The 23,807-nt window shown below is 67.5% G+C and carries 19 protein-coding genes and 1 pseudogene; 16 read left to right on the top strand and 4 right to left on the bottom strand.

Annotated features, from left to right (window positions below):
* Nucleotides 1–112 precede the first annotated feature (112 nt).
* From ACTIEW_RS05110 to ACTIEW_RS05145, 8 genes and pseudogenes are all read left to right on the top strand, one after another.
* A pseudogene (locus ACTIEW_RS05110) lies at nucleotides 113–772 on the top strand (IS6 family transposase).
* Nucleotides 769–1,287 carry a YybH family protein gene (locus ACTIEW_RS05115; protein WP_439476991.1) on the top strand — a complete coding sequence of 173 codons (519 nt, stop codon included), beginning with the start codon at nucleotides 769–771 and terminating at the stop codon, nucleotides 1,285–1,287. Before ACTIEW_RS05110 ends, ACTIEW_RS05115 begins: the two are co-directional and overlap by 4 nt.
* On the top strand, nucleotides 1,202–1,567 hold the full coding sequence (locus ACTIEW_RS05120) for a DUF411 domain-containing protein (protein WP_439476840.1): 366 nt from the start codon (nucleotides 1,202–1,204) through the stop codon (nucleotides 1,565–1,567). The genes ACTIEW_RS05115 and ACTIEW_RS05120 overlap by 86 nt, the downstream gene beginning before the upstream one ends.
* A gap of 13 nt (nucleotides 1,568–1,580) precedes the next feature.
* The gene (locus ACTIEW_RS05125; protein WP_439476841.1) at nucleotides 1,581–2,309 is read left to right on the top strand and encodes a PepSY domain-containing protein; all 729 of its coding nucleotides are present in this window, start codon (nucleotides 1,581–1,583) and stop codon (nucleotides 2,307–2,309) included.
* Nucleotides 2,310–2,538: 229 nt separating this feature from the next.
* A complete protein-coding gene (locus ACTIEW_RS05130) occupies nucleotides 2,539–2,904 on the top strand; it encodes a hypothetical protein (RefSeq protein WP_439476842.1) in 366 nt (121 codons plus the stop codon).
* A gap of 106 nt (nucleotides 2,905–3,010) precedes the next feature.
* Nucleotides 3,011–4,348, top strand: a complete 1,338-nt coding sequence (locus ACTIEW_RS05135) for a TolC family protein (protein WP_439476843.1) — start codon at nucleotides 3,011–3,013, stop codon at nucleotides 4,346–4,348.
* Complete coding sequence (locus ACTIEW_RS05140) at nucleotides 4,345–5,715, top strand: efflux RND transporter periplasmic adaptor subunit (protein WP_439476844.1); 1,371 nt, start codon at nucleotides 4,345–4,347, stop codon at nucleotides 5,713–5,715. The genes ACTIEW_RS05135 and ACTIEW_RS05140 overlap by 4 nt, the downstream gene beginning before the upstream one ends.
* Nucleotides 5,712–8,846 carry an efflux RND transporter permease subunit gene (locus ACTIEW_RS05145; protein ID WP_439476845.1) on the top strand — a complete coding sequence of 1,045 codons (3,135 nt, stop codon included), beginning with the start codon at nucleotides 5,712–5,714 and terminating at the stop codon, nucleotides 8,844–8,846. The genes ACTIEW_RS05140 and ACTIEW_RS05145 overlap by 4 nt, the downstream gene beginning before the upstream one ends.
* Nucleotides 8,847–8,927: 81 nt before the next feature.
* Here ACTIEW_RS05145 and ACTIEW_RS05150 read toward each other — a convergent pair whose 3' ends face one another.
* A complete protein-coding gene (locus tag ACTIEW_RS05150; protein WP_439476846.1) occupies nucleotides 8,928–9,797 on the bottom strand; it encodes a LysR substrate-binding domain-containing protein in 870 nt (289 codons plus the stop codon).
* 98 nt (nucleotides 9,798–9,895) lie between these two features.
* On the opposite strand from ACTIEW_RS05150, the gene ACTIEW_RS05155 reads away from it, so the two are divergent.
* The 4 genes from ACTIEW_RS05155 (at nucleotide 9,896) to ACTIEW_RS05170 (ending at nucleotide 15,468) form a co-directional block, all read left to right on the top strand.
* Nucleotides 9,896–10,870, top strand: coding sequence for a sodium-dependent bicarbonate transport family permease (locus ACTIEW_RS05155; RefSeq protein ID WP_439476847.1), 975 nt, complete (start codon nucleotides 9,896–9,898; stop codon nucleotides 10,868–10,870).
* A 182-nt stretch (nucleotides 10,871–11,052) separates the two neighbouring features.
* The gene (locus ACTIEW_RS05160; protein WP_439476848.1) at nucleotides 11,053–11,499 is read left to right on the top strand and encodes a universal stress protein; all 447 of its coding nucleotides are present in this window, start codon (nucleotides 11,053–11,055) and stop codon (nucleotides 11,497–11,499) included.
* 287 nt (nucleotides 11,500–11,786) lie between these two features.
* Nucleotides 11,787–12,713 (top strand): universal stress protein, encoded by a 927-nt coding sequence (locus ACTIEW_RS05165; protein WP_439476849.1) that lies wholly within the window; start codon nucleotides 11,787–11,789, stop codon nucleotides 12,711–12,713.
* A 10-nt stretch (nucleotides 12,714–12,723) separates the two neighbouring features.
* Nucleotides 12,724–15,468, top strand: coding sequence for a cation-transporting P-type ATPase (locus ACTIEW_RS05170; RefSeq protein WP_439476850.1), 2,745 nt, complete (start codon nucleotides 12,724–12,726; stop codon nucleotides 15,466–15,468).
* A 43-nt stretch (nucleotides 15,469–15,511) separates the two neighbouring features.
* Here ACTIEW_RS05170 and ACTIEW_RS05175 read toward each other — a convergent pair whose 3' ends face one another.
* Nucleotides 15,512–17,203, bottom strand: a complete 1,692-nt coding sequence (locus ACTIEW_RS05175) for a cation:proton antiporter (RefSeq protein WP_439476851.1) — start codon at nucleotides 17,201–17,203, stop codon at nucleotides 15,512–15,514.
* A 271-nt stretch (nucleotides 17,204–17,474) separates the two neighbouring features.
* On the opposite strand from ACTIEW_RS05175, the gene ACTIEW_RS05180 reads away from it, so the two are divergent.
* The gene (locus ACTIEW_RS05180; RefSeq protein WP_439476852.1) at nucleotides 17,475–18,119 is read left to right on the top strand and encodes a phosphoribosyltransferase; all 645 of its coding nucleotides are present in this window, start codon (nucleotides 17,475–17,477) and stop codon (nucleotides 18,117–18,119) included.
* A gap of 98 nt (nucleotides 18,120–18,217) precedes the next feature.
* Here the strand turns inward: ACTIEW_RS05180 and ACTIEW_RS05185 are convergent, their stop codons facing one another.
* Nucleotides 18,218–19,213, bottom strand: coding sequence for a 1-phosphofructokinase family hexose kinase (locus tag ACTIEW_RS05185; RefSeq protein ID WP_439476853.1), 996 nt, complete (start codon nucleotides 19,211–19,213; stop codon nucleotides 18,218–18,220).
* A gap of 100 nt (nucleotides 19,214–19,313) precedes the next feature.
* Between ACTIEW_RS05185 and ACTIEW_RS05190 the strand changes: the two genes are divergently transcribed.
* The 3 genes from ACTIEW_RS05190 (at nucleotide 19,314) to ACTIEW_RS05200 (ending at nucleotide 23,030) form a co-directional block, all read left to right on the top strand.
* Nucleotides 19,314–19,742 (top strand): hypothetical protein, encoded by a 429-nt coding sequence (locus ACTIEW_RS05190; RefSeq protein WP_439476854.1) that lies wholly within the window; start codon nucleotides 19,314–19,316, stop codon nucleotides 19,740–19,742.
* Between the two features lie 82 nt (nucleotides 19,743–19,824).
* The gene (gene ppsA / locus ACTIEW_RS05195; protein WP_439476855.1) at nucleotides 19,825–22,674 is read left to right on the top strand and encodes a phosphoenolpyruvate synthase; all 2,850 of its coding nucleotides are present in this window, start codon (nucleotides 19,825–19,827) and stop codon (nucleotides 22,672–22,674) included.
* Nucleotides 22,675–22,829: 155 nt separating this feature from the next.
* On the top strand, nucleotides 22,830–23,030 hold the full coding sequence (locus ACTIEW_RS05200) for a hypothetical protein (RefSeq protein WP_439476856.1): 201 nt from the start codon (nucleotides 22,830–22,832) through the stop codon (nucleotides 23,028–23,030).
* A gap of 78 nt (nucleotides 23,031–23,108) precedes the next feature.
* Here ACTIEW_RS05200 and ACTIEW_RS05205 read toward each other — a convergent pair whose 3' ends face one another.
* The gene (locus ACTIEW_RS05205; protein WP_439476857.1) at nucleotides 23,109–23,720 is read right to left on the bottom strand and encodes a chemotaxis protein CheB; all 612 of its coding nucleotides are present in this window, start codon (nucleotides 23,718–23,720) and stop codon (nucleotides 23,109–23,111) included.
* Nucleotides 23,721–23,807 lie beyond the last annotated feature (87 nt).

Below are 23,807 nucleotides of genomic sequence, written 5' to 3' on the forward strand. Positions count from 1 at the left end.
ACCCGGCAGCTATCCAGGAAGTGCGTGGCGGTGCTGGCAGTCTAACGCTTACTTGTCTCCGGTTTGGCCGATAGGCCAGGAGGCGGGATGGATCTGATCAGTTTCAAGCGGCATCGGTTCCCCCGGCGCTGTGATCTTGCAGGCGGTGCGCTGGTATTTCCGGTTCACGCTCAGCATTCATGACGTGGAAGTTGATGGCCAAACGCGGGATCGAGGCGATCCGGTGCTGGGTGATCAAGTTGAGCCTCTGATTGCCGCCAACCTGCGCCGGGCGAGATCACGCCCTACCGGCCGTTGGCACCTGGATGAGGTTGTCGTGAAGATCGGTGGCCGGCGAATGTATCTGTGGCGCGCTGTCGATGACGAGGGCGAGGTGTTCGACGTTCTGGTCCAGAAGCGCCGGAACAAGCAGGCGGAGCTGAAGCTGCCGCGCCGCCTCTTGCGCAACAGCGGGATCCATCCGGAGGCCATCGTCACCGATAAGCTGGCCTCATACCGGGCGGCGATGAAGGTGCTGAAACTCCAGGCTCGTCACCGCCCCGGCGGGATGCGGGAGAACAATCGCGCCGAAAACTCGCACCTCCTGATCCGACGACGAGAACGCAAACAGCAGAAGTTCAAATCCCAAGGCTCAGCCCGGCGTTTCCTTTCCAGCCACGGTTCGATCTGCAACGCGGTCAATCTCCAGCCCCAGCTGATGTCCCGAGCCGGCCTCCGCTCCCCGCGAGGTCTGGCCGATGACGCCTGGGCGGCGGCAACCCAAGCTGCCTGAATGGGGAAAGGGGAGGGGCGCTTTGCGGGCCGAAGGACCTAACTTCAGGACCGGCTGGCTTCGACTTCCGCAACCATCATATGAAGGTCAAGGTTGACGGCGACACCGCCTTCGTGACCGAGACCTATACTTGCCACATCACCTTCAAGGACGGCGCCCGGGGCCCCATCGAGTGTCGCGGAGCGGCCACGAGCGTGCTGCGCAAGCGGGGTGACGAGTGGAGGTTCGACGTCTATCACTCCTCGGCCCAACCCTTCCGCCCACCGCCTGATCGCGGCGGCAACCGTCACCGGCGGCCTCCAGATATCGCTCGCCAGAGGGACCATGAGATCGATGCTCACGCTTTCACGCCGCGTTTTTCTGCTCGCGGAGGCCGAATCTGTCACGGTCGCGGCCTGCGCTCCCGGCGCTCGGCCGTCGACCGGGCTCGTGGTGTACAAGACCCCGACCTGCGGCTGCTGCACGGCCTGGGTGGACCACATGCGCGGCGCGGGTTTCGAGGCGCAGGTCAATGAACTTCCGGACCTCCGCTCCATACGCAGCACCCAGGGCGTGCCGGAGGCGCTCGCCTCCTGCCACACGGTGTTGGTCGGCGGCTATGTGCTGGAGGGCCGGGTGCCGGCCGCGGATGTGCGCAAGCTTCTGGCCGAACGTCCGGAGGGCGAGGGCCTCGTCGTTCCTGGCATGCCGCTGGGGTCTACCGGCATGGAGACGCCCGACGACCAGCGGGAACCCTATGAGACCCTGCTGATCCTCAAGGGCGGCGGCACGCGCGTCTTCGCGCGTCACGCCTAGAAGGGATGCGGTCATGAACGTTCTCAAGCTCTCGACGCAGTTGCATAAATGGATCGCCCTGGTGGTCGGGCTCCAGGTTCTTTTCTGGGTGGGCGGCGGTCTGGTCATGACGGCCATTCCGATCGAGACGGTGCGCGGCGAACATCGCGCAGCCGAACTCAAGCCAAATCCACTCGCTCTGGGCCGCTTGCCGGCGCTCGGCGAGATCGCCCGCCGCGCGGGCGTCGCTCCCGTCCAGGCGGAATTGCACACGACCCCCCGGGGGCCGGCCTGGACATTGAAGCCCGCCAGCGGCGAGCCGATCATCGTATCCGCCCTGACCGGTCGGCCCTTCGGTCCCCTGTCGGCCGCGGACGCCTCGGCATTCGCCAAGCGCGCCTATCGAGGAACGGCGGAAGTGTCCGGCGTCGCGCTGTTGCCGGAGGCGCCCCAGGAGACGGGCCGCACGGGACCTCTCTGGCGCGTGGATTTCGCTGACCGCGAAAAGACCAGCTTCTACCTGTCTCCGGCCACGGCCGAGGTGGTGACCCGCCGCTCCGGCGTCTGGCGCCTCTTCGACTTCTTCTGGCGTCTCCATGTCATGGACTGGAACGACGGCGAGGATTTCAATCACCCCCTGATCATCATCACCACGGCGTTGACGCTGAGCATCGTCATTTCGGGGTTCATCCTTCTCTGGATCCGGCTGGCGCGGGACGTGAAGGTGTTCAAGGCATCACGGCGGGCCGTCCGGCCGGAGTGACGCGATCCGCAGGACCGGCCATGCACCCATGCCCTGTCCGTGCCCGGCTCAGGCGATGAGTGGATGGACAGCGGAACCCGGTTGGTTCCGACTTCATCGGCGCACAGAGGTTCGCCCGGGCGACCCTGCACGATCGCCTCGAACTCCTCTTCTTCGGATGTCAAGCCGGGGTTTGAGCGGAGCGCCCGCCGCCTTGACTCGCCGGAGAGCGAAGCGGAACGTCCGCGGCATGTGGCGCATTGTTCGCACCCTTCTGTTCGCACTCGTTCTGGCCGGCTCCATCGGCCAGGCGTCGGCGTTCGCCGCGCCTGAGCGGCCGGACGCGACCGCGGACGCCATGGACGCCATGCCGGATTGCACCGAGATGATGATGCAGGCGGGGGCCGAAGGTCCGGCGGCTCCCTGCGATGACGCCGGCCCCGACTGCATGGGCCGCGTGGCTTGCACCGCGGTCGTGGTTCCGCTGCCGTCCGGCGCGGACTTCACGGTCCGGCCGCCGGCGCCGCGCCGGCAGCAGGTCGCATTAGGCCGCGACGACACCCGCGCAGGGGAATGGCCCGCGCCCCTCGGCAATCCTCCCAAGTCGCCGGCGTAGCCCAGCTTCGCTGACCACGGCCTGCGCGCTCGCGTGGGCGTTGGCCGAACGACCTGCTTTCCGCGCCGCCTCAAGGTGATCGGCGCGGGGTCTTGAGGACATTCCAATGAACTCCGACTATCGAACGGCTCCGGGCCGTCCCGCGTCACCCGCCGCGGCCTGTCCGGACAGCGGGAAGCCGCCCCGGCGAGCCAGGAGCGGCCCCAAGGGGACGGCCGGCGCCGCAGCCGCCATCTGCGTGCTCGCCGCCTTTGGCGCGCCGGCTATGGCGGAGCCGTTGACCTTCGACGAGGCCCTGGCGCTCGCCGAGGCAACTGCTCCGCAACTGCGGGCCAGCGCCCTTGGCGTGTCGGCGGCCTCGGCGGCCTCGGCGGCCGCAGGCCGGCTCCCGGACCCACAGCTCCGGTTCGGGATCGACAACCTGCCGGTCTCGGGCCCCATGGCTGGTCGGTTCGGCGACGACGAAATGACCATGGCCCGCATCGGCCTCATGCAGGAGGTTCCCAGTGGAGCCCGGCGGCGCGCCGAGCGCGCCGTGGCGGAAGCCGACATCGAGGTGGCCGCCGCCGGCGATGCAATCGCCCGCCGCGAAGCGCGGATCGCCGTCGGCCTGGCCTGGATTGACCTGCACTACACCGGGCGCCGGCTCGCCGCGATCGAGGAGGTGCTCTCGACGCTGGAGCCTCTCTGGGACGCCGCGCCTGCGGGCGTGGCGTCCGGAACGGATCGGCCGGCCGGCGCCCTGACGCCGGTCTTGTTGCGCGCCGCCCTCCAGGACCGGCGCAGCATGCTCATCGCCGACGAGACGAGGGCTCGCGGCGAGTTGACGCGCTGGACCGGCGACCTGGATCCAGCGGCGAGCGGGCCAGCACCCGACCTCGAGGTCGAGCCCGCCGTCCTCAGAATCGGCCTGGAGCGGCTCCCGACCCTGCAGGTATGGCGGGCGGCCGGAAGCCGCGCCGACGCCGAGGTCGACCTCGCCCGGTCGGGGCGACGGCCCGACTGGTCCTTCGAGGTCAGCTACGGCCGCCGGGATCCCATGTTCGGGGACATGCTGTCGGTGGGGGCCAGCGTCAGCTTGCCGCTCTTCGCCAATCAGCGCCAGGAGCCGTTGATCACCGCCCGCGCCGCCGACGCCGTGCGCGTGCGGCTGGAGCGCGAGGCCGTAGCGCGCGAATTACGCGCCGCCCTTGACGCCGCGCTCGCCGACCTTGCCGCGCGCCGGGACCAGTGGGTCCGGTCGCGCGACGTCATTCTTCCGGCCGCCCGCCAGAGAGCGGATCTGGAAACCGCGAGCTACGCCGCGGGGCGCGTGGGCCTGGCGGAGGTCCTCGAAGTCTTTACCGCGATGGCCGACGCGCGCCTCGACGCCCTCGATCGCGAAGCCGCCCTGGCCCGCGACACGGTTCGCATCACCCTCACCTACAGGAGCGACGACCGATGACCGGTTCGCCCAACAATCGCGTCGCGCTTGCGGCGGGCGCCGCCCTGGTTCTCGGCGTCGGCCTCGCGGCGGGACTGATCGGTCGCCCGATGCTGGAGCGCGCCGACAAGGCCGTCGGCGGCGACGTCCGACCCGGAGAGCGCGAAATTCTCTACTGGTACGATCCGATGCTGCCCAACGAGCGCTACCCGGGCCCGGGCCGCTCCTCGATGAACATGGAACTGATCCCGAAACACGCCGACGAGGCGGGCGGTGCGCCCGGCGTGCGCATCGATTCGGCTCTGGCCCAGAACCTCGGCATGCGTCTGGCGACGGTGCGCCGGGGGCCGCTGGAAGGCGACCTCACCGCCTCCGCGGTGATCGACTATAATCAGCGCGATGTGGCCATCGTCCAGGCGCGCGCCGCCGGCTTTGTTCAGCGAGTCTACGGCCGCGCGCCCGGCGACATCATCGCCGCCGGCGCGCCCCTGGTCGACCTCCTCATCCCGGAGTGGGCCGGGGCCCAGGGCGAGTATCTGGCCGTCCGCCGGACGGGCGACGCGGCCCTGATCGAGGCGGCCCGGCGTCGACTCGTGCTGCTCGGGATGTCCGAGCCGCTGATCGCCCAGGTCGAACGAACCGGTCGGCCGAGGACCACGGTGACCATCGCCAGCCCGTCCGCCGGGGCCATCCGCAGTCTGGGCGTTCGGACCGGGATGAGCGTCAACCCCGGGCAGACCCTCGCCGAGATCAGCGGGCTGTCGACCGTGTGGTTGAACGCCGCCGTTCCCGAGATGCAGGCGGACCGGCTCCGGGTGGGCCAGGCCGTCGAGGTCGCCCTGTCCGCCTTCCCGGGCGAACGGTTCGCCGGACGCCTGACGGCGCTGCTGCCCGAGGTGTCCGGGGACAGCCGCACCCTGACCGCGCGCATCGAGATGGCCAATCGCGCGGGGCGGCTGCGGCCCGGTATGTACGGGCAGATCACCTTCGGAGGGGGCGGCGGTCCGGTTCTGCTCGTTCCGTCCGAAACCGTGATCCGAACAGGCGAAAGAACCCTCGTAATGCTGGCCCTGCCCGAGGGTCGCTACCAGCCGACCGAGGTCCGGACCGGACGGGAATCCGGCGGGATGACCGAGATCGTGGGCGGGCTGGCGGAGGGCGAACGCATCGTGGCCTCGGGTCAGTTTCTGATCGACTCCGAGGCCAGCCTCTCCGGCGTGGCGGCCCGGCCGATTTCGGGCGGGCGGGTGCCTGTCGCGCCGGCTGCGTCCTCGGCGCCCGCGGCGCATTCAACGCATCCTGCGCCGACCGCGCCCGCTGCGCCCACTCCGGCTGCTCCGCCGGCCGTGGCGGATGAACACGCCGGCCATGGAGGAGCCGCGCAATGATCGCCGCCCTCATCCGCGCCTCGGTCCGGGCCCGCTTCCTTGTGCTTATGGCCGCCTTCGCCCTGGCGGCGGCCGGCCTCTGGGCGGTGCGGACCACCCCGGTGGACGCCTTGCCCGACCTGTCCGACGTCCAGGTGATCATTCGCACCAGCTATCCCGGCCAGGCTCCGCAGATTGTCGAAAACCAGGTCACCTACCCCCTGGCCACCACCATGCTGTCGGTGCCCGGCGCGCGCACCGTGCGGGGCTATTCCTTCTTCGGCGACAGCTTCGTTTACGTCCTGTTCGACGAGGGAACCGACCTCTACTGGGCGCGGTCCCGGGTTCTCGAATACCTGAACCAGGTGCAGGCTCGCCTTCCGGAGAGCGCACGTCCCGCCTTGGGCCCGGACGCCACAGGCGTCGGCTGGGTTTATGAATACGCCCTCGTTGACCGTTCCGGCCGCCACGACTTGGCCCAGTTGCGAAGCCTGCAGGACTGGTTCCTCCGCTATGAACTGAAAACCGTTCCGGGCGTGGCCGAGGTGGCCAGTATCGGGGGCATGGTGCGGCAGTACCAGGTGGTGCTCGACCCGGTCCGGCTGGCCGCCTACGGCGTCACCCATCAGGCCGTGGTTGAGGCGATTGGGCGCGCCAATTCCGAAACCGGCGGGTCGGTGCTGGAGCTGGCCGAAGCCGAATATATGGTCAGGGCCAACGGCTATCTGACCAGTCTCGACGATTTCCGGGCCGTGCCCGTCCGGACGGCGGCGGGCGGCGTGCCCGTCACCCTCGGCGACGTCGCCACGGTTCAGGTCGGTCCCGAGATGCGGCGCGGCATTGCCGAGCTGAACGGCGAGGGCGAGGTCGCAGGCGGGGTGGTCATCCTGCGCTCGGGGGCCGACGCCCGGGCCACGATCGAGGCCGTCGCCGACCGGCTCGAGACCCTGAAGGCCGGTTTGCCTCCCGGGGTCGAGGTGGTGACGACCTATGATCGCTCGCAGCTGATCGACCGCGCCATCGCCAACCTCAGCACCAAGCTGATCGAGGAGTTCATCGTCGTCGCCCTCGTCTGCGGCCTGTTCCTGTGGCACGCCCGTTCCGCCCTGGTGGCCATCCTGACCTTGCCGCTCGGCGTGCTCGCCGCCTTTCTGATCATGAACCTGCAGGGGGTGAACGCCAACATCATGTCGCTCGGGGGCATCGCCATCGCCGTCGGAGCCATGGTCGACGCGGCGGTGGTCATGATCGAGAACGCCCACAAGCATATCGAACGGTGGGAGCATGAGCACCCCGACGAAACGCTCGCGGGAGAGTCTCGCTGGAAGGTGATCACGGACGCTGCGGTGGAAGTCGGTCCGGCCCTGTTCCTCAGCCTGGTGATCATTACCCTGTCGTTCATTCCGGTGTTCAGCCTGCAAGCCCAGGAGGGCCGGTTGTTCGCGCCGCTGGCCTTCACCAAGAGCTACGCCATGGCGGCAGCGGCCATCCTGTCGGTGACTCTCGTGCCGGTCCTGATGGGTTATCTGATCCGGGGGCGCATCCCCGCGGAGCAGGCCAATCCCGTCAACCGATGGTTGACGCACCTCTATCGCGCCCCGCTCGACTGGGTGCTCCGGCGACCGCGGACGACCTTGGCGATCGCTGTCATCGCGTTCGCCACGACCGCTTGGCCGCTGAGCCAGATCGGCGGCGAGTTCATGCCCGCCATGGACGAGGGCGATCTGCTCTACATGCCGTCCGCCCAGCCGGGTCTGTCGGCGGCGGCGGCGTCAGCGCTGCTGCAGAGAACCGACCGGATGATCCGAACCGTGCCCGAGGTCGCCACCGTGTTCGGCAAGGCGGGGAGGGCGGAATCCGCCACCGATCCGGCCCCGCTGGAGATGTTCGAAACCACGATCCAGTTCAAGCCGCGGGACCAATGGCGGCCCGGCATGACGCCGGAAAAGCTGGTCGAAGAGCTCGACCGCGCGGTTCAGGTTCCGGGCCTGGCCAATGTCTGGGTGCCGCCGATCCGCAACCGCATCGACATGCTGGCGACGGGAATCAAAAGCCCCATCGGCGTCAAGGTTTCGGGGGCCGATCTGGCCGTGATCGACCGTATCGCCGGCCGCGTCGCCGAGGTCGCGGAGGCCGTGCCGGGGGTGAGCTCGGCGATCGCCGAGCGCCTGACCGGCGGCCGCTATGTGGATGTCGATATCGATCGCGCCGCCGCGGGCCGCTACGGGCTCAACATCGCCGATGTTCAGTCGATCGTCGCCAGCGCCATCGGCGGCGAGACCATCGGTCAGACGGTCGAGGGGGTGGCGCGCTATCCAATCAGCGTCCGTTATCCGCGCGAGATGCGCGACAATCCCGAACAGCTGCGGAACCTTCCGATCCTGACCCCGACGGGCCAGCAGATCACCTTGGGCGCGGTGGCCGGCATTCGCATCGCCGACGGGCCGCCGATGCTCAAGTCCGAGAATGGACGGCCCTCGACCTGGGTCTATATTGACGTCCGTGGTCGGGATCTGGCGTCCGTGGTGGGGGACCTGCGGCGCGCCGTCGCGGCGGACGTCGATCTCGGCCCCGGGGTAAGCATCGCCTACTCCGGGCAGTTTGAATATCTCGAGCGCGCCGCCAACCGCCTGAAGATCGTCGTACCGGCGACCCTCGCGATCATCTTCCTGCTGCTCTACCTGACCTTTGGCCGGTTCGACGAAGCCGCCCTGATCATGGCGACGCTGCCGTTTGCTCTTACCGGCGGCGTATGGATGCTCTACCTGCTGGGCTTCAACCAGTCTGTCGCCACCGGCGTCGGCTTCATCGCCCTGGCCGGCCTCGCGGCCGAGTTCGGCGTGGTGATGCTGATCTATCTAAAGCACGCGCTCAGGGATCGGGGACCCGACCCGGACGGCACGCAGGTCGAGGAAGCGGTCCGGGAAGGCGCCCTGCTGCGGGTTCGGCCCAAGGCGATGACCGTAGCGGTGATTCTGGCGGGCCTGTTCCCGATCCTGATCGGTCACGGCGCCGGCTCGGAGATCATGAGCCGGATCGCCGCGCCGGTGATCGGCGGCATGATCACGGCGCCTTTGTTGTCGATGCTCGTCATCCCGGCGGGGTATCTCCTCCTCAGGCGCCGGAAAACACGTTCAGGAAGATCGTCATAGGGACCCGGTCCGCCTGATCACCCTGAATACAATACCGGTGTAGCGCTAATCAGAACGAGTAATGCGACCCATAAGCGCTCATCATGCGAGAGCTGGACCGCGCTCAAGCGCGCGCAGCACCTCTTGCGCCAGCAAGCCGGTCGGCCCGCCCGCACCGCGCGCGGAAACCAGGGCTATCTCGCTGTCGCTTAGCGTCGGCAGGGGCGCACCGAGGACGGCGAGGTCGCGGGGAGCCATCGCTGCCGGCAAGACGCCTATCCCCAGGCCGGCCCGCAAAGCAGCCATCTGTCCGGCAAGGCTGGGCGAGGTGAAGGAAGCCCGGAAGGTGATACCCGCCTCCTGAAGTGCACCGATCGCCCGCTTTCGATAAATGTCCGGGGCCGGCGCAATGATCAACGGCAAAGGTGTGGTCTCACCGATTGACTTGTCGAGCGCCACCCAAACCAGAGGTTCGCTCCAGACCCGGACCCCTAGCTCGGGTCCGACGGGTTCGCGCTTGATCAGGGCCAAGTCGAGTGTGCCGCGCGACATCTGGTCGAGGAGATTGGCGGTGTAGTCGCATGTCACCGAAAGCTTGATGCGCGGGTGGCTGCGCGCAAACGCCCCCAGAATGCCCGGCAAGTGCATCGTGGCGATGTCCTCCGGCGCGCCGAACCGCACCTCGCCCTCAAGGTCTCCCTCCCCCAATGTCGAGACGATCTCGTCATTCAGCCGCAACAGGCAGCGCGCCTGGGGCAGCAATCCGGCACCCTCGGTGGTCAGGCTAATGCCTTTGCCGCCACGATCGAACAGGGGCGAGCGAAGCTGGTCCTCGAGACGGCGGATCTGCAGGCTGATCGCCGGCTGGGTGCGGCCCAACAGCGCCGCTGCACGTGTAAAGCTGCTGGTCTCAGAGACCGTGACGAACGCGCGCAGGAGGTCGATGTCCAGATTGACCAACCGATCCGCCATGTCATTACCATTCCTTATTGCCGACATCACTCCAATAAACTGGGAAAATGGGCCGGTCGAGGCCACACGGGGCCACCTCGAGCGGACCCGTTTCATGCATGCCTGACTTCTCCGCCAGCCTGGCCCTTCTGACATCGCCGGCGCTGCTGTTCTTCTTCGTCGGCGCCGCCGCCGCCTTTGCGCGGTCGGACCTGTCGATTCCCGAACCGATCTCCAAGGCTTTGTCGCTGTACCTGATGCTGTGTATCGGCTTCAAAGGCGGAGTAGAGGCAAGAGCCGCAGGCCTGCACAGCGACTTCCTGATTGCGGGCGCCATTGGCATAGGGCTCAGCGCACTGCTGCCGCTTGTGGCTTTCGTCATTCTGAAGCGGACGTCGCGACTGGACCGGCCGACGATATGTGCACTCGCGGCCACCTACGGGTCCGTCTCGATCGTGACGTTCGCCGCCGGTCAGCAGCATCTTGCCGTGCTTGGCCTGTCCTCCGGCGGCTATATGGCCGCCGTCCTCGCGCTGATGGAGACACCCGCCATCCTGACGGCGCTTATACTGTTGAACCGTAAGGGAGCCGGCGCGGGGGCGCGCCCCACAGCCGTCCTCAAAGAGGTTTTCGTCGGCGCGGCCACGGTCATGTTGGTGGGCAGCTTCTTTGTCGGACTGGTCTCGGGTCATGCGGGGATGGCAAAGCTGGAGATATTCGTGGGGCCACTGTTTCAGGGGGCGCTCTGCTTCTTCCTCCTCGACATTGGCCTGATCGCCGCCCGTCGGCTGATAGAGGGAGGCCGCAAACTTACGCCCGCCATACTCGGCTTTGCCGTGGCGTTTCCCCTCGCATCCGCTCTTACCACCTTGGGTCTGGCCCGAATGGCCGGCCTCCAAGTGGGCGATGCGACCCTTTTGTCCATCTTGGCGGGTTCGGCATCCTATATTGCCGTGCCCGCCGCCATGCGGCTCGCGGCGCCGACAGCCGATACCGGCGTGTTCGTGACCGCGTCACTGGCAGTGACCTTTCCCTTCAACCTGACACTCGGCATTACTTTCTACACCGCCGCGGCAGTGTGGCTTTGGCGGTAAGGCTTTCCCTGCCAGGCGCGCACGTCGGCTATGCACCTAAAAGCGGACCGTCGGCAGGTCCGCAATGGGTGATGGGGTAGACCCCCCCCGACGGCATCGACGTGCCAGAGTGAGGTGTTGAACAACACTCGCAGGAGGCGTCCGTGGGCACGGCAAAACTACCGCCCCCGCGGACGCCGGCCTTGATCGGGATCAAACCGGGCCGTCCGGTTCTGACCTTCCGCCCCGGAGTCGCGGATCTGCCGGTCGGCGACCTTGGCTCGGTTGTGCTCGCCTGGGACGGAACGCGCACGGCCGCGCGGGCCATGGCCGACGCCTTGCCGATCCTCCAGAAAGCGCGCGAGGTTCGGGTGCTGACCGTGACCAATGAGAAGCCCTCCGCCCGCACCGGCCTGGGCAAGGACGCCGTGCGCCATCTTGCGGCGCACGGCGTGAACGCCCTCGTCGATGAAGTCGACGCCGGCGGCCGGCGCATCGGGCCCGTGTTTGAGGATTATCTGGCCCGACACGGTTCCGACCTCTTCGTCATGGGCGCCTATGGCCAGTCACGAGCAAGAGAGTTCATCCTCGGTGGCGCGACGGAACATATGCTGCACGACCCCCGGACGCCCTTGCTATTGTCCCACTGACCGCTCACCGGCGAACATTGGCCTGGTATCCGGAGCGACGCATTCGGGCGGGCGTCGCAGCGGCTGGTCCGAAGGTCGCCATGGAACAGACCGTCGTCAACAGCGGTAGTTCCACTGCCGGCCACGATGGAAGCGGACGTTGAGGCTGATCAGATCGGGAGGTCGAGAATGCTCGGCGCCTCAACTCGAAGATCCTGGATGAGCCTTCCGCTTTTGACGCGTGTCAAGGCGGGCCGCGCCGTCGCTGCCTAAGAATATTCAACGACAACCCGCCGAGGAGCAACGTGATGAGCCAGCCATCGTGGACCGATGGATCGCCCAAGATCATCCTTCTGGCGACAGATCTCAGCAGCCGGTGCGATCGGGCAATGGACCGCGCGGCGCACCTGGCGAATTTGTGGGGCGCGCGTCTCGTCGTGCTCAACGTCATCGAACATGAATATGAACTCGCCGAGCTTGCTCGATCAGATGATCTGCCCAGCTGGCGACGACCGCCGGAGAGGGAGGCGGTGGTGGCCGCCCAGGTGCGTCGTGATCAGGGCGTGACCCTGAAGGGGACGGAAATCCGCGTCGTCGAGGGCGCGGCGGTCGCGACCATTGAGGCCGTCGCCCGGGAAATCAGCGCAGACCTGATCGTCACCGGGATTGCGCGAGACGAGACACTCGGCCGCTACTTCCTCGGCTCTACGGTCGAGCGGCTGGCGCGCCGAACTCCGGTTCCTCTCTTGATCGTCAAAAGCCGCATGCGGCCCTATAGCGAGGTTCTCGTAGCGACCGACTTCTCTCCGTCTTCCCAGCATGCGCTCACGGCAGCCGCTCGCTTCTTCCCGCGCGCCCCGTTGACCCTTCTCCATGCCTGGGAAATTCCCTTCGCGGGGTTTCTGGACAAACCCGATTTCCGGCGTGAGTGGACGGCGATGGCGAAGGCGGGGTGTGACACGTTCGTGGCGCAGTCCGAGCTCTCCCAAAGCCAGCGTCGCGATCTGCAGGTCCTCCTGGAACATGGCTGCCCAGAGACGATGGTTCGCACCTACATGCGCGACAAGGGGGTGGACCTCGTCGTTGTAGGCACTCACGGTCGGAGTGGCCTCTTCGATGTCCGTCTCGGTGGCACCGCCAAGCGGATTCTGGAATCCGCCCCGGGCGACGTTCTTCTGGTCCGTGAACCTCGATCGGTTCGGCGCTCCATAGAAGCGTCGGCGGCGATCGACTGAAGGGCCTTCAATGCTTGCACCCGAACCGACCGTCCCCTGGCATGCCGCCAGCGAGGAGGCCGTGCTTGAGACGCTTGGTGTCTCGCGCATTGGTCTCAGCACTTCGGCCGCCGCGGAACGGCTCGAACAGTTCGGCCCCAACGCGCTGCCGAAAGCCGAACGCAGATCTGCTCCGCGGCGCTTCCTCGCTCATTTCAACAATGTGCTGATCTACGTCCTGCTGGGCGCCGCGGCGCTGACCGCCGTCCTCGCGCACTGGGTGGACACGGGCGTGATCCTGGCGGTCGTGGTGGCCAACGCGATCATCGGTTTCATCCAGGAAGGCCGCGCCGAACAGGCGATGGACGCCATCCGCCAGATGCTGGCCCCGAAGTCGTCCGTGCTGCGTGGTGGCGAACGTCGGACCATTGACAGCGCCCTTCTGGCGCCGGGAGACGTCGTGCTGCTGGAGGCGGGTGAAAAGGTCCCGGCGGACATCCGCCTCCTCGAGGCGGCCGGGTTGCGTGTCGACGAGGCGATTCTCACGGGCGAGTCCGTACCGGTGGACAAGCGAACGGAAGCCGTCCCACCGACCGCGCCGATTGGCGACCGATCCAGCATGGCCTTCAGCGGCACGCTCGTCGCGGCAGGAGCGGGGCGCGGCGTGGTCGTGGCGACGGGCGGGGGGACAGAGATCGGCCGTATCAGCGGCCTGCTTTCCACAGTGGAGACCCTGACCACGCCCCTGGTGCGTCAGATGGACGGCTTCGCCCGCTGGCTGACGGTCCTCATCCTGCTGATCGCCACGGTTCTGCTCGTCTATGGCTACTTCGTCGGGCACATGCCCTTCGCAGAACTGTTCATGATCGTGGTTGGCCTGTCGGTCGCCGCCATCCCCGAGGGGCTCCCCGCAGTCCTCACCATAACCCTGGCCATCGGGGTCCAGGCGATGGCCCGGCGCAACGCCATCATCCGCCGGTTGCCCGCGATAGAGACGCTCGGGTCCGTATCGGTCATCTGCACCGACAAGACGGGCACGCTCACACGAAACGAGATGATGGTGACCACATTGGCGGGCGCTGACCGAACCTACGCCGTGACGGGCGTCGGCTACGCCCCCGAAGGCGCCATCCGCCTCGATCAGGCCGAGGTTGACCTTGCGGGACATCCCGGACTGCTCGAGTTCGCCCGGGCGTCCGAGCTCTGCAACGACGCCGCCCTCCGCTGCCATGATGATCACTGGACGGTGGAGGGCGACCCCATGGAGGGAGCCCTGAAGGCCCTCGCCGGCAAGGTCGTGCGATCAGAACCAAGCCCCTTTGCAACCTGGCGGCGCGTCGCCACCATCCCCTTCGACGCTACGCACCGCTATATGGCGGTCCTTCATCAGGACCTCCAGGGGGGCGCCCGGATCACCGTCAAGGGCGCCCCGGAACGGATTCTCGCGATGTGTTCCGCCCAGCTCGGGGCGGATGGAGACGCGGAGACTCTGGACCTGGCCGCCTGGCATGGCCGGGTCGAGGCGATCGCGGCGCAGGGGCAGCGCGTCCTCGCCCTGGCCCAGCGCGAGACCCCGCGTGATCAGATCGCCCTGACCGCCGCCGATCTTGAGGGCCAGCTGGTGCTCATCGGACTGGTGGGCCTGATCGACCCGCCGCGCGCCGAGGCGATCGCCGCCGTCGCCGAATGTCGCGAGGCGGGCATCCGCGTGAAGATGATCACGGGAGACCACGCCGGTACGGCCGCGGCGATCGCCCGCCAGATCGGCCTGGAAAATCCCGATCGTGTCCTTACCGGCGCCGCGCTCGAACGAATGGATGACGCGCAACTGGCCGGCGCGGTGATTGACACGGACGTCTTCGCGAGGACGAGCCCCGAGCACAAGTTGCGGCTGGTGACCGCGCTGCAGTCCCATCAGCTGACGGTCGCCATGACGGGCGACGGCGTGAATGACGCGCCGGCGCTGAAACGGGCCGACGCCGGAATCGCGATGGGCCGGAAAGGCAGCGAAGCCGCCAAGGAAGCGTCGGACCTCGTTCTCGCCGACGACAATTTCGCCTCCATCGTCGCCGCGGTCCGCGAAGGCCGTACGGTCTATGACAACATCAAGAAGGTAATCAGCTGGACGCTGCCGACCAATGCCGGAGAGACGATGACGATCATCGTGGCCCTCTTGCTGGGTCTGGCGCTCCCGATTACCGCCATTCAGATCCTGTGGATCAATCTCATCACCGCGGTCACGCTCGGAATCGCACTCGCCTTTGAGCCGACCGAACCGAACACGATGAAGCGCCCGCCCCGTCGCCGCGGGGAGCCGCTGTTGACGGGAGAGCTGGTCTGGCACGTCGTCCTCGTCTCCACCCTGTTCCTGGCTGCGGTGTTCGGCGTTTACGCCCATGCCGTCGACAAGGGCCACGCACCCGAGCTCGCGCGCACCATGGCGGTCAACACCCTGGTGGTGCTGGAGATCTTCCACCTGTTTTTCATCAGAAACATCTATGGAACATCGCTGACCTGGAAAGCCGTCCAGGGAACGCGCGTGATCTGGGTCTGCGTTGTTACCATCACGGCGGCCCAGGTCCTCGTCACCTATGCGCCGCCTCTGCAACAGGTGTTCGGCACGCGGGCCGTCCCGCTGATGGACGGCATCCTTATCGTCGCCGTCGGCGCGGTCTTCTTCGCCATCATCGAGACCGAGAAGCAGCTTCGACTGGTCTTTCGCAAAGCCGGAAGTCCACCGGCCGGGGTCCACCACATCCGCCGCCTGGGCCAATGAGGCGCGCCGCGCTAAGAAGTTTATTGTGAGTCCCGAGCCGCCCTCAGTCGGTTGAGCGGGAGTCCTGTTTCGACATCGCCTCGATGCGTTGAACGACCTGTTGCGCAGCGTCGGTAAAGGGCGTCGCCACCAGGTCAGCGCCTTCCTCCAGAATATATTGGTCTGGCGCCTGGTCCGTCGAGGTGACGGCGACCCGTCCCGAGTAGCCCATAGCCCTGAGCTGGTGCAGGAGCACCAGCCGCGGATCGGCATGGCTGACACCCGCCTCGGCCGGGCGAATGGTGGCGACGACCCATTCGGCGGAGTCGAGCGGCAAGGTCGCGAGGAATTCCGGGTCGGCGACATCTCCAAAGACGCCTTCGTTCCCTCGGCTCTGCCAGTCCCGCAGCGCTCGAGGGCTGATATCGACTCCCAGAACCCGCCGCCCGGCGGCCTTGAGGCCCGCGCCTATGGCCCCGCCGTAACGACCGAGTCCGAAGACGATCACATCCGGTCCATCGACCTCGCCCGGCTCGGCATGCCCGGATGGACTCCGTCGATTCACCTTCACGAAACCCAGCAGGGGCTCGCACAGCCGGTGAAGCTGGTGGGAGTAGGTGATCATATAGGTGGAGGCAGCGACGGTGATCAGCCCGACCAGGGTGACAAGCCCCAGCGAGGCCCCGGTCACATGCCCGAGCGAAACGCCCATCGCCATGAAGATCAGCGAGAACTCGCTGATCTGGGCGACCGTCAGCCCCGCGAGGAAGCCCGTCCGGGTATGATACCCCATCCTGGCCATGATCAGCACGACGATGAGCGGATTGCCGACCAGCACAAAAAGGGAGAGCACCGCGGCTGCCCAGCCCCTTTGCCCGAGGGCTCCCAAGTCCAGCTGTGCGCCGAGGGCGATGAAGAAGAACAACAGCAGGAAGTCCCGCAGGGGGGCCATCCGGGCGGCGATCGCGTCCCGGAACGGCGTGGATGCGAGGGCAACGCCCGCTAGCAGGCCGCCCAGCTCCTTACCGAAACCCAGACTCTCGCCCGCCGCGGCGAACACAGCCGCGAGCGCAAGCGAGAAGGCGATCAGCAACTCGGGCGTTCGGGCGAGCCGTTCGGTCAGGCGGTTCGCGCCAAACCGCGCGAAAAGGAGCACCAGGGCGAGGAGCGCCAGTCCGGAGCCCAGAACCGCGAGAATGTCGGCCGGGCCCGCATCGGTCCGCGTCCCCACGCCAAACGCTGAGAGGGCGATCATCGCCAGCACCACGACTATGTCCTGGACGATCAGGAAGCCTAGGGCGATGCGGCCATGCAGAGTCTCGAGCTCCCGCTTGTCGGAGAGCAGCTTCACGATGATGATGGTGCTGGAGAAGGTGAGCGCCACGGCCACATAGAGAGAGGTCACCGGATCCAGCCCCAGGGCCAGGCAGATCAGGAAACCGAAGACGGACGTAAAGATCACTTGCCCCAGCCCTGTGGCGAGGGCGACGAAGCCCAGCGACCGCACAAGCTTCACGTCCAGCTTGAGCCCGACGAGGAACAGGAGGACGGCGATGCCGAGCTCCGCCAGCAGATCGATAGCCTCGCTCGACCGCGCCACATCGAGCATCGACGGCCCCGTCAGGAGCCCGACGGCGATGAAGCTGACGATGAGCGGCTGTTTGAGCAGAACGCCGACGAAACCGAAGCCGGCGGCCAGCACCATCAGGGCGGCGATCTCATTGAAAATGGATGAGGCGATCCATTCACCAAGCATCAGATGTGGGTCTCCCTCTTCCCACCTGCCGATGGAGGCGGCGACTCGCGTTGGCGTTAGGGCGATCTGGCAGACTTTCACCCCTCAAGCCAATGCGGCAGCGAAGCGCTGACGGGGTTGATCCGGATCAAGGCGGATGGTCGCCAACCGCGCATGATTGATCGAATGGAGATCTCCGCTCGCTCCCACCGCAGGAGACGGATGTCCAGCCGTGACCTGCAGAACCGCGCCCGGCGCGTCAGCCGCAGCCAACCCCCTTCCGGAGGTGACCTTGTCCGACAGACTCCCGGCCTTCGCCGACCGCGCCGAAGCGGGGCGGCGCCTCGGCGAAATCCTGGCCGATCGTGTCCACGGAGACGTGATCGTCTACGCCATCCCCCGCGGCGGCGTACCGGTCGCTCTCGAGGTCGCGCGCGCGCTGGAAGCGCCGCTAGACCTCGCCCTCGTGCGCAAGATCGGAGCGCCCGATGATCCGGAGGTGGCGCTCGCGGCCGTGATCGGCGGAAGCCATCCCACGACGGTCATCAACGAAGAAATCGTGAGAATGACCGGAACCCCCCCGGAGTGGCTGGAGCGGGAGCGCGTCGCTGCGCTCGCCGAAATCGATCAACGGCGCCGGTTGTACCTCGGCGACCGCAGGTCCCTCGACCCCAAGGGTCATGTGGCGGTGCTGGTGGACGACGGCATGGCCACAGGCGCCACGGCCCGAGCCGCTATCGCGGGGCTGCGCGCTCAGGGGGTGCGTCGGATCGTACTGGCCGTTCCAGTGGCGCCGCGATCGCTTGCGGCCGAGCTCCACGAGGAGGTCGATGAATTCGTCTGCCTTCTCCAGCCCGATGCGTTCAGATCGGTGGGCGACGCCTATCGGGATTTCGATCAGGTCAGCGACGCCGACGTCGTGGCCTGCCTGGGCTGACCCCTCTCCCGAGCGGGGCGTCCCCACCTGGGCAGGATTCCGATCCGCTTCGGCGACGCTCGCCAAGGCGTCACGCGGCCCCGGTCCTGTCGGCGCGATTACTCGCCTCGGCGGGCGTCCGGACTCGGGGGGATCCCCACGGAGGAGGTTTCGTCGATGGCGAAGACCGCCGCCTGGTCGGCGAGGCGAAGGACGTCCTCGCGCAAGCACAGGTCCGTCCCCGGCGAAAGCAGTGCGGCGCTGCCTGCCGCGATAGCGTAGCGCAACCCCTCGGCCGGGTCCCCCTCCCGGGCGAGAACCCACAGGAGCGCCCCAAGGAAGCTGTCGCCGGCGCCGACCGTGCTGACCGGTTCGATCGGCAGACCCGGGGATGTCCAGGCTGCCTCCCGGGTCGCCAGCAGCGCGCCCTCGGCGCCCAGGCTGAGGGCGACCGCCGCAGTTCCACCACCGTCGATTAGGTCGCGGCAAGCCTTGAGACGTTCGTCCGTCGTGGGGAGCGGCCGACCGACAAGGTCCGACAACTCCCGGAGATTAGGCTTTATGAGATACACGCCCGCTTGCAGAGCCGCCTCCAGGGCGGGGCCGGAGCTGTCAATGACCAGGCGCAGGTCGCGTTCCTTCGCGCGGCGCGCCAGATCGTGCAGCCGTCGCGGCTCGACGCCCGGGGGCAGGCTGCCGCTGACGACCAGGAAACCGCCCTCGGTCCCGGCCGCGAGCGCCGCCTCAAGGCACCGGTCCAGTTCAGCGTTCGAAAGCACCGGGCCTGGCAGCACGAACCTGTATTCCGCGGTGTTGCTCAGGTCCATCACAGTGAAGCTCTCCCGTGTCTCTCCTTCGATCACGGTCGCGAGGGAGGGCGCGCCTTCCGCCTCCAGAAGCGCGGTGAGCCGCTGCCCGGTCGGCCCGCCGGCGGGATAGACGGCCCGGGCCCCGCCGCCGAGGCGCTGGATCACACGCGCCACATTGATGCCGCCGCCCCCGGGATCGAAACGCGGCGGGGCGCAACGCAGCTTGTGCGCGGGCGCGATCCGCGGCGTGGCCGTCGATACATCAAGCGCCGGGTTGAGGGTCAGGGTCACGATGGCGGCGGGCATGGTTTGATGTCGCCTGCCGGCAGGCGCCGCGCCTTGATCGGGATCAAGGCGGCCCGCGCCGATCCACGGACACTGGAGCCTCCCATCGAGCGAGGCCGTCATGCACCCCTATTCCGCGCCCCGAACCCTGCCGCCCCGACTTGACCGCGCCCACGCCTACTGGCGGAGCCTGATCCGCAAGAAGGCGCCCATGCCCTTCTGGGACGATCTGACGCCTTCCGACATGGGCGACCTCGTGGACGACGCCTTTACGCTCGAGGTGTTCGACAAGCCGGAACGGTTCCGCTTCGCGCTGGTCGGAGAGGGCCTGGAGGCTGGAGGCGTCCCGGAGCTGGAGGGGACCTTCCTGGGGGAAGGGTCGCTCCCATCGCCGTTCGACTTTCTTCTCTCCCAAGCCAGCGCGACCGTGGAGGCCGGGCAGCCGACCCTGCACCGGTTCACCGGCCCGGATCGCTACGACCGGCTGCTCCTGCCGATGTGGGGCGACGGCCGCACCGGTCTCCTGCTGGGGGTGATCGACCGCCCCTGAGCAACCCTTGGGCCCGCCTTGGTCGATCCCGAGGCGTAGTCCGCGACCGGGAACATTCCCGTTTTCAGACGGAGAGCCTCTGATGCCGACACGATCGCATGAGCCGGCGCCCCGAAGCGCCCAGGCCTACATCCGGCCCTTCGACAGCCTGGGGCTGGCCGATGTTCCGCTCGTAGGGGGCAAGACGGCCTCCCTCGGAGAGCTCCGTGGGTTGCTCGGTTCCGGACCGATCACGGTGCCGGACGGGTTCGCCGTCACCGCGGACGCCTACCGGGACGCGCTGACCGAAGCCGACGCCTGGCCGAAGTTGAGGGCTCTGCTCGCCGATTTCGATCCCGCCGACGTCGCGGAGCTTTCTCGCCGGGCCGCCCGGGCGCGGGAGATCGTCTATGCGGCCACCGGCGGCGCGGCGCTCCGCGACCAGATCGCTTCGGCGTTTCAGAGTCTGGCCGCGTCCGGCGACGGTCCGATCAGCGTGGCCGTTCGCAGTTCGGCGACGGCCGAGGACCTGCCGACCGCCAGCTTCGCGGGCCAGCACGACAGCTTTCTCCACCTGCGGGACGAGGACGCGGTTGTGGACGCCTGCCGGCGCTGCTTCGCCTCACTCTTCACCGACCGGGCCATCGGCTACCGGGTCAACAACGGCTTCGACCACTTCAAGGTCGCCCTGTCGATCGCCGTGATGCGGATGGTCGGCGCGGACGAGGCCGCCAGCGGCGTCATCTTCACCCTCGATCCGGAGAGCGGGTTTCCTGACGTCGTCCTGGTCACCGGCGCCTACGGCCTCGGCGAGGGCATCGTTCAGGGCCTTGTCGATCCGGATGAATTCTACGTCCACAAGCCCACCTACCGGGAGGGCCATCGCGCGGTGCTCCATCGTCGGCTGGGCGCCAAACAGGTCCGGCTCGCCTGGCGGGCCGGGCGCGGCGGTCCGATCCGCACCCTGCGGACGCCTGTGGACCTTCGGCGGCGCTTCTGCCTGGGTGATGCGGACGTCCTTGCTCTCGCGGGCGCCGCGATGGTCATCGAGGCCCATTACTCGGAACGGGCCGGCGGGCCCATGCCGATGGACATCGAATGGGCGCGTGACGCCGACGGCCGCCTCTACGTGGTCCAGGCCCGTCCCGAGACGGTCGTCTCCCGGCGCGCCGCGGACGAGATGATCACCTGGCGGCTGACCGGGACCGGCGACCTGCTGGTGTCCGGCAACGCGGTGGGCGAGAAGATCGCGACCGGGCCGGTCCGCCTCGTCCGCACCGCCCGCGACCTGGAGGCCTTCCGCCCCGGAGAGATCCTCGTTTCCGTGTCCACCAGTCCGGACTGGGACCCGGTCATCAAGGTCGCCGCCGCCGTCGTGACGGACCGCGGCGGCCGGACCTGCCACGCCGCGATCGTCGCACGGGAATTGGGGACGCCGGCCGTGGTCGGCGCCGGCGACGCCACCCGCCGCCTCGTCGACGGCCAGATCGTCACGGTGTCCTGCGCCGAGGGCGAGACCGGCCGCGTCTACGCCGGCGCCGTCCCGTTCGAGACAGAGCAGCTGTCCCTGTCCAGTCTGCCCCGGCCCGAGACTCCGGTGATGTTGAACCTGGCGCACCCGGACATGGCGCTCCGCGCCGCGCGACTGCCGAGCGCCGGCGTGGGGTTGGCGCGGCTGGAGTTCATCATCGGTGAACAGATCGGCCTGCATCCGATGGCGGCCGCCCATCCGGAGCGCACATCGCCCAAGGTCCAGGCCGCCATGGCCCGCCGGATCGGCGAGGATATCTCCCCCCGCGAGTTTTTCGTGCGGCGGCTCGCCGAGGGCGTGGGACTGATCGCCGCCGCCTTCTATCCCCGGCCGGTCATCGCGCGCCTGTCGGACTTCAAGACCAACGAATACGCCCGACTCGTCGGCGGCAAGGCGTTCGAGCCGGCGGAGGAGAATCCGATGATCGGCTTCCGCGGCGCCGCCCGGTACGACCATCCGCTCTACGCCGACGGATTCGCGCTGGAATGCGAGGCGCTGGCCCGGGTCCGCGGCGACATGGGGCTGACCAACCTGCGCCTGATGGTGCCGTTCTGCCGCCGGGTGGAGGAGGGGCGGGCCGTGCTCGATGCCATGGCGCGGCGCGGCCTGAAGCGCGGCGAGAACGGGCTGGAGGTCTACGTGATGTGCGAGATCCCCAACAACGTGCTGTGCATCGACGCCTTCTCCGAGCTCTTTGACGGGTTTTCGATCGGCTCCAACGACCTCACCCAGCTCGTCCTCGGCGTCGACCGGGATTCCGAAGTCGTCGCCTTCGATTTCGACGAACGCGACCCGGGGGTGCTGGAGATGCTGCGCCTGGCCGTGGAGGGTGCGCAGCGCAACGGCCGACCGGTCGGCATCTGCGGCGAGGCTCCGGCCACCTGGCCCGAAATCGCGACCTTCCTCGTCGGGCTCGGCGTCGATTCCATCAGCGTGAACCCCGACAGCCTGCCGCGCACCCTGCGGACCGTCGCAAAGGCGGAAGGGGGCGACCATGGCGGCGCCCGCCGTCATCTGGCGGGACGCCCGATCGGTGATTTCATGTCGCACCGAGTCGAGACGACGCCGTCAGACATGGGCCTCGAAGCCTTCGTCCGTCATCGCCTCGCCGCCACCCGCCACGGCGTTTACCCGGTCGTCGAGCTGGATCGTCTCATCGGGGTGGTGGAGCGAGCGGACATCCTCCGTACGCCTCGCGAACGCTGGGCGCGGACGACGCTCGGAGAAGTCTGCACCCCGCTGGACGAAGCGCTCGTCGTGGCGCCGGACGAGGACGCCTTCGCGGTTCTGGAGCGCATGCGAAGCGAGCGCCGGCCGCGCCTGCTGGTGCTCGATCGGGGTACGCTCGTCGGGATCGTCACCCTGGACGATCTGCTGGAGCGGCTCGCCCTCGCCCGACAGTTCGAGCCGGAGCCGGTCTGACAGCGGCGTAGCCCTGGCGATCCAAGGTGAGGTGATCGCGAGGTGGACATGATCGCAAGGCTCCACGCGAAGACTCGTCGCAAGGAGCCCAAACAGCAGCTCCGTGACCTCCGCGAGGATGCTGGTGTTCCGACTGGTCTGGAGAGGAGAAATGTATGCGCGTAGCGGTCTTCAGCACCCGCCCCTATGATCGGCAGTTCCTGACGGAAGCCAACGCGGCGGGGACTCACGAGCTCAGCTTTTTCGAGGCGAAACTGGATATGCAAACCGCTGAGCTCAGCGGGGGGTTCGGCAGTGAGGGCGTGACCCCGTTCGTCCGCCGAAACCGCACAAAATTCGCTCACAAGGCGACTTGAGGCGTTAACTTGGCAGCACCCTCTTCGCCGCTTCCGCGCCGAAGCGGCGTCAGTTTGGGCGGCCGCGGTTGCCTGATTTCAGGCAGGGTAGGGCGGCTTTCGACTTGGCGCGGTTAACCTGGCAGCACCGGCCGCGATCCGCCGAATTTCGTGCGCGATTTCTTCGGGCGAAAGAATAAAATCGATGCAGCCGCTGTCGATTGCGCTCTGCGGCATGTCAGGCTGAACGGCTGTATCGAGCTTCTGGGCGATCGTGATGCCCCCGACGTCCTTTATGCCGCACAACGCTGCCGCCCCGTCTCCGTCATAGCCCGAGACGATGACCGCTATCAGCTGGCCAGACCAGTTCTCCGTAAGCGAGCGCAGAAAGACCGTAATGACGTCGGGCCAACCCCTTGGCTTTGAGATCGGCTCTAGCCGGAATTCTCCATTCCGGACATGGAGATCACGTTTCTCCGGAATGATGAACACGCAATCTGGACGTACATCCAATCGGTCTGAAATCAACTCTACGGGCATGGTCGTATAGTTCGGAAGAATCTGGTGGAGCCTCGTCGCCACGGTCCGCAGGTGATTTACGATGACGATCGCAACGCCCAGGTCGGCCGGCAGATTTTTCAGCAGCCGCGTGTAGGCGTCGAGACCGCCGGCAGAGCCACCGATACAAACGATGGGGAATTTTTTCGTCATAGCTGAGCCTGCCTATGTATCAACACGTTGAGCTCGTCGGGAGACGACTGCGGACCTCCCGCCAATGGCACAACCATGAACGTTGCT

This window comes from Brevundimonas sp. (genome assembly GCF_051860745.1).
Lineage (GTDB): Bacteria > Pseudomonadota > Alphaproteobacteria > Caulobacterales > Caulobacteraceae > Brevundimonas.

Bases quoted from the DNA above. Each gene is read 5' to 3' on its own strand.
- ACTIEW_RS05125 (WP_439476841.1), top strand. From the start codon at position 1,581: ATGAACGTTCTCAAGCTCTCGACGCAGTTGCATAAATGGATCGCCCTG.
- ACTIEW_RS05130 (WP_439476842.1), top strand. From the start codon at position 2,539: ATGTGGCGCATTGTTCGCACCCTTCTGTTCGCACTCGTTCTGGCCGGC.
- ACTIEW_RS05135 (WP_439476843.1), top strand. From the start codon at position 3,011: ATGAACTCCGACTATCGAACGGCTCCGGGCCGTCCCGCGTCACCCGCC.
- ACTIEW_RS05140 (WP_439476844.1), top strand. From the start codon at position 4,345: ATGACCGGTTCGCCCAACAATCGCGTCGCGCTTGCGGCGGGCGCCGCC.
- ACTIEW_RS05145 (WP_439476845.1), top strand. From the start codon at position 5,712: ATGATCGCCGCCCTCATCCGCGCCTCGGTCCGGGCCCGCTTCCTTGTG.
- ACTIEW_RS05150 (WP_439476846.1), bottom strand. From the start codon at position 9,797: ATGGCGGATCGGTTGGTCAATCTGGACATCGACCTCCTGCGCGCGTTC.
- ACTIEW_RS05155 (WP_439476847.1), top strand. From the start codon at position 9,896: ATGCCTGACTTCTCCGCCAGCCTGGCCCTTCTGACATCGCCGGCGCTG.
- ACTIEW_RS05165 (WP_439476849.1), top strand. From the start codon at position 11,787: ATGAGCCAGCCATCGTGGACCGATGGATCGCCCAAGATCATCCTTCTG.
- ACTIEW_RS05170 (WP_439476850.1), top strand. From the start codon at position 12,724: ATGCTTGCACCCGAACCGACCGTCCCCTGGCATGCCGCCAGCGAGGAG.
- ACTIEW_RS05175 (WP_439476851.1), bottom strand. From the start codon at position 17,203: ATGCTTGGTGAATGGATCGCCTCATCCATTTTCAATGAGATCGCCGCC.
- ACTIEW_RS05185 (WP_439476853.1), bottom strand. From the start codon at position 19,213: ATGCCCGCCGCCATCGTGACCCTGACCCTCAACCCGGCGCTTGATGTA.
- ACTIEW_RS05190 (WP_439476854.1), top strand. From the start codon at position 19,314: ATGCACCCCTATTCCGCGCCCCGAACCCTGCCGCCCCGACTTGACCGC.
- ppsA (WP_439476855.1), top strand. From the start codon at position 19,825: ATGCCGACACGATCGCATGAGCCGGCGCCCCGAAGCGCCCAGGCCTAC.
- ACTIEW_RS05200 (WP_439476856.1), top strand. From the start codon at position 22,830: ATGCGCGTAGCGGTCTTCAGCACCCGCCCCTATGATCGGCAGTTCCTG.
- ACTIEW_RS05205 (WP_439476857.1), bottom strand. From the start codon at position 23,720: ATGACGAAAAAATTCCCCATCGTTTGTATCGGTGGCTCTGCCGGCGGT.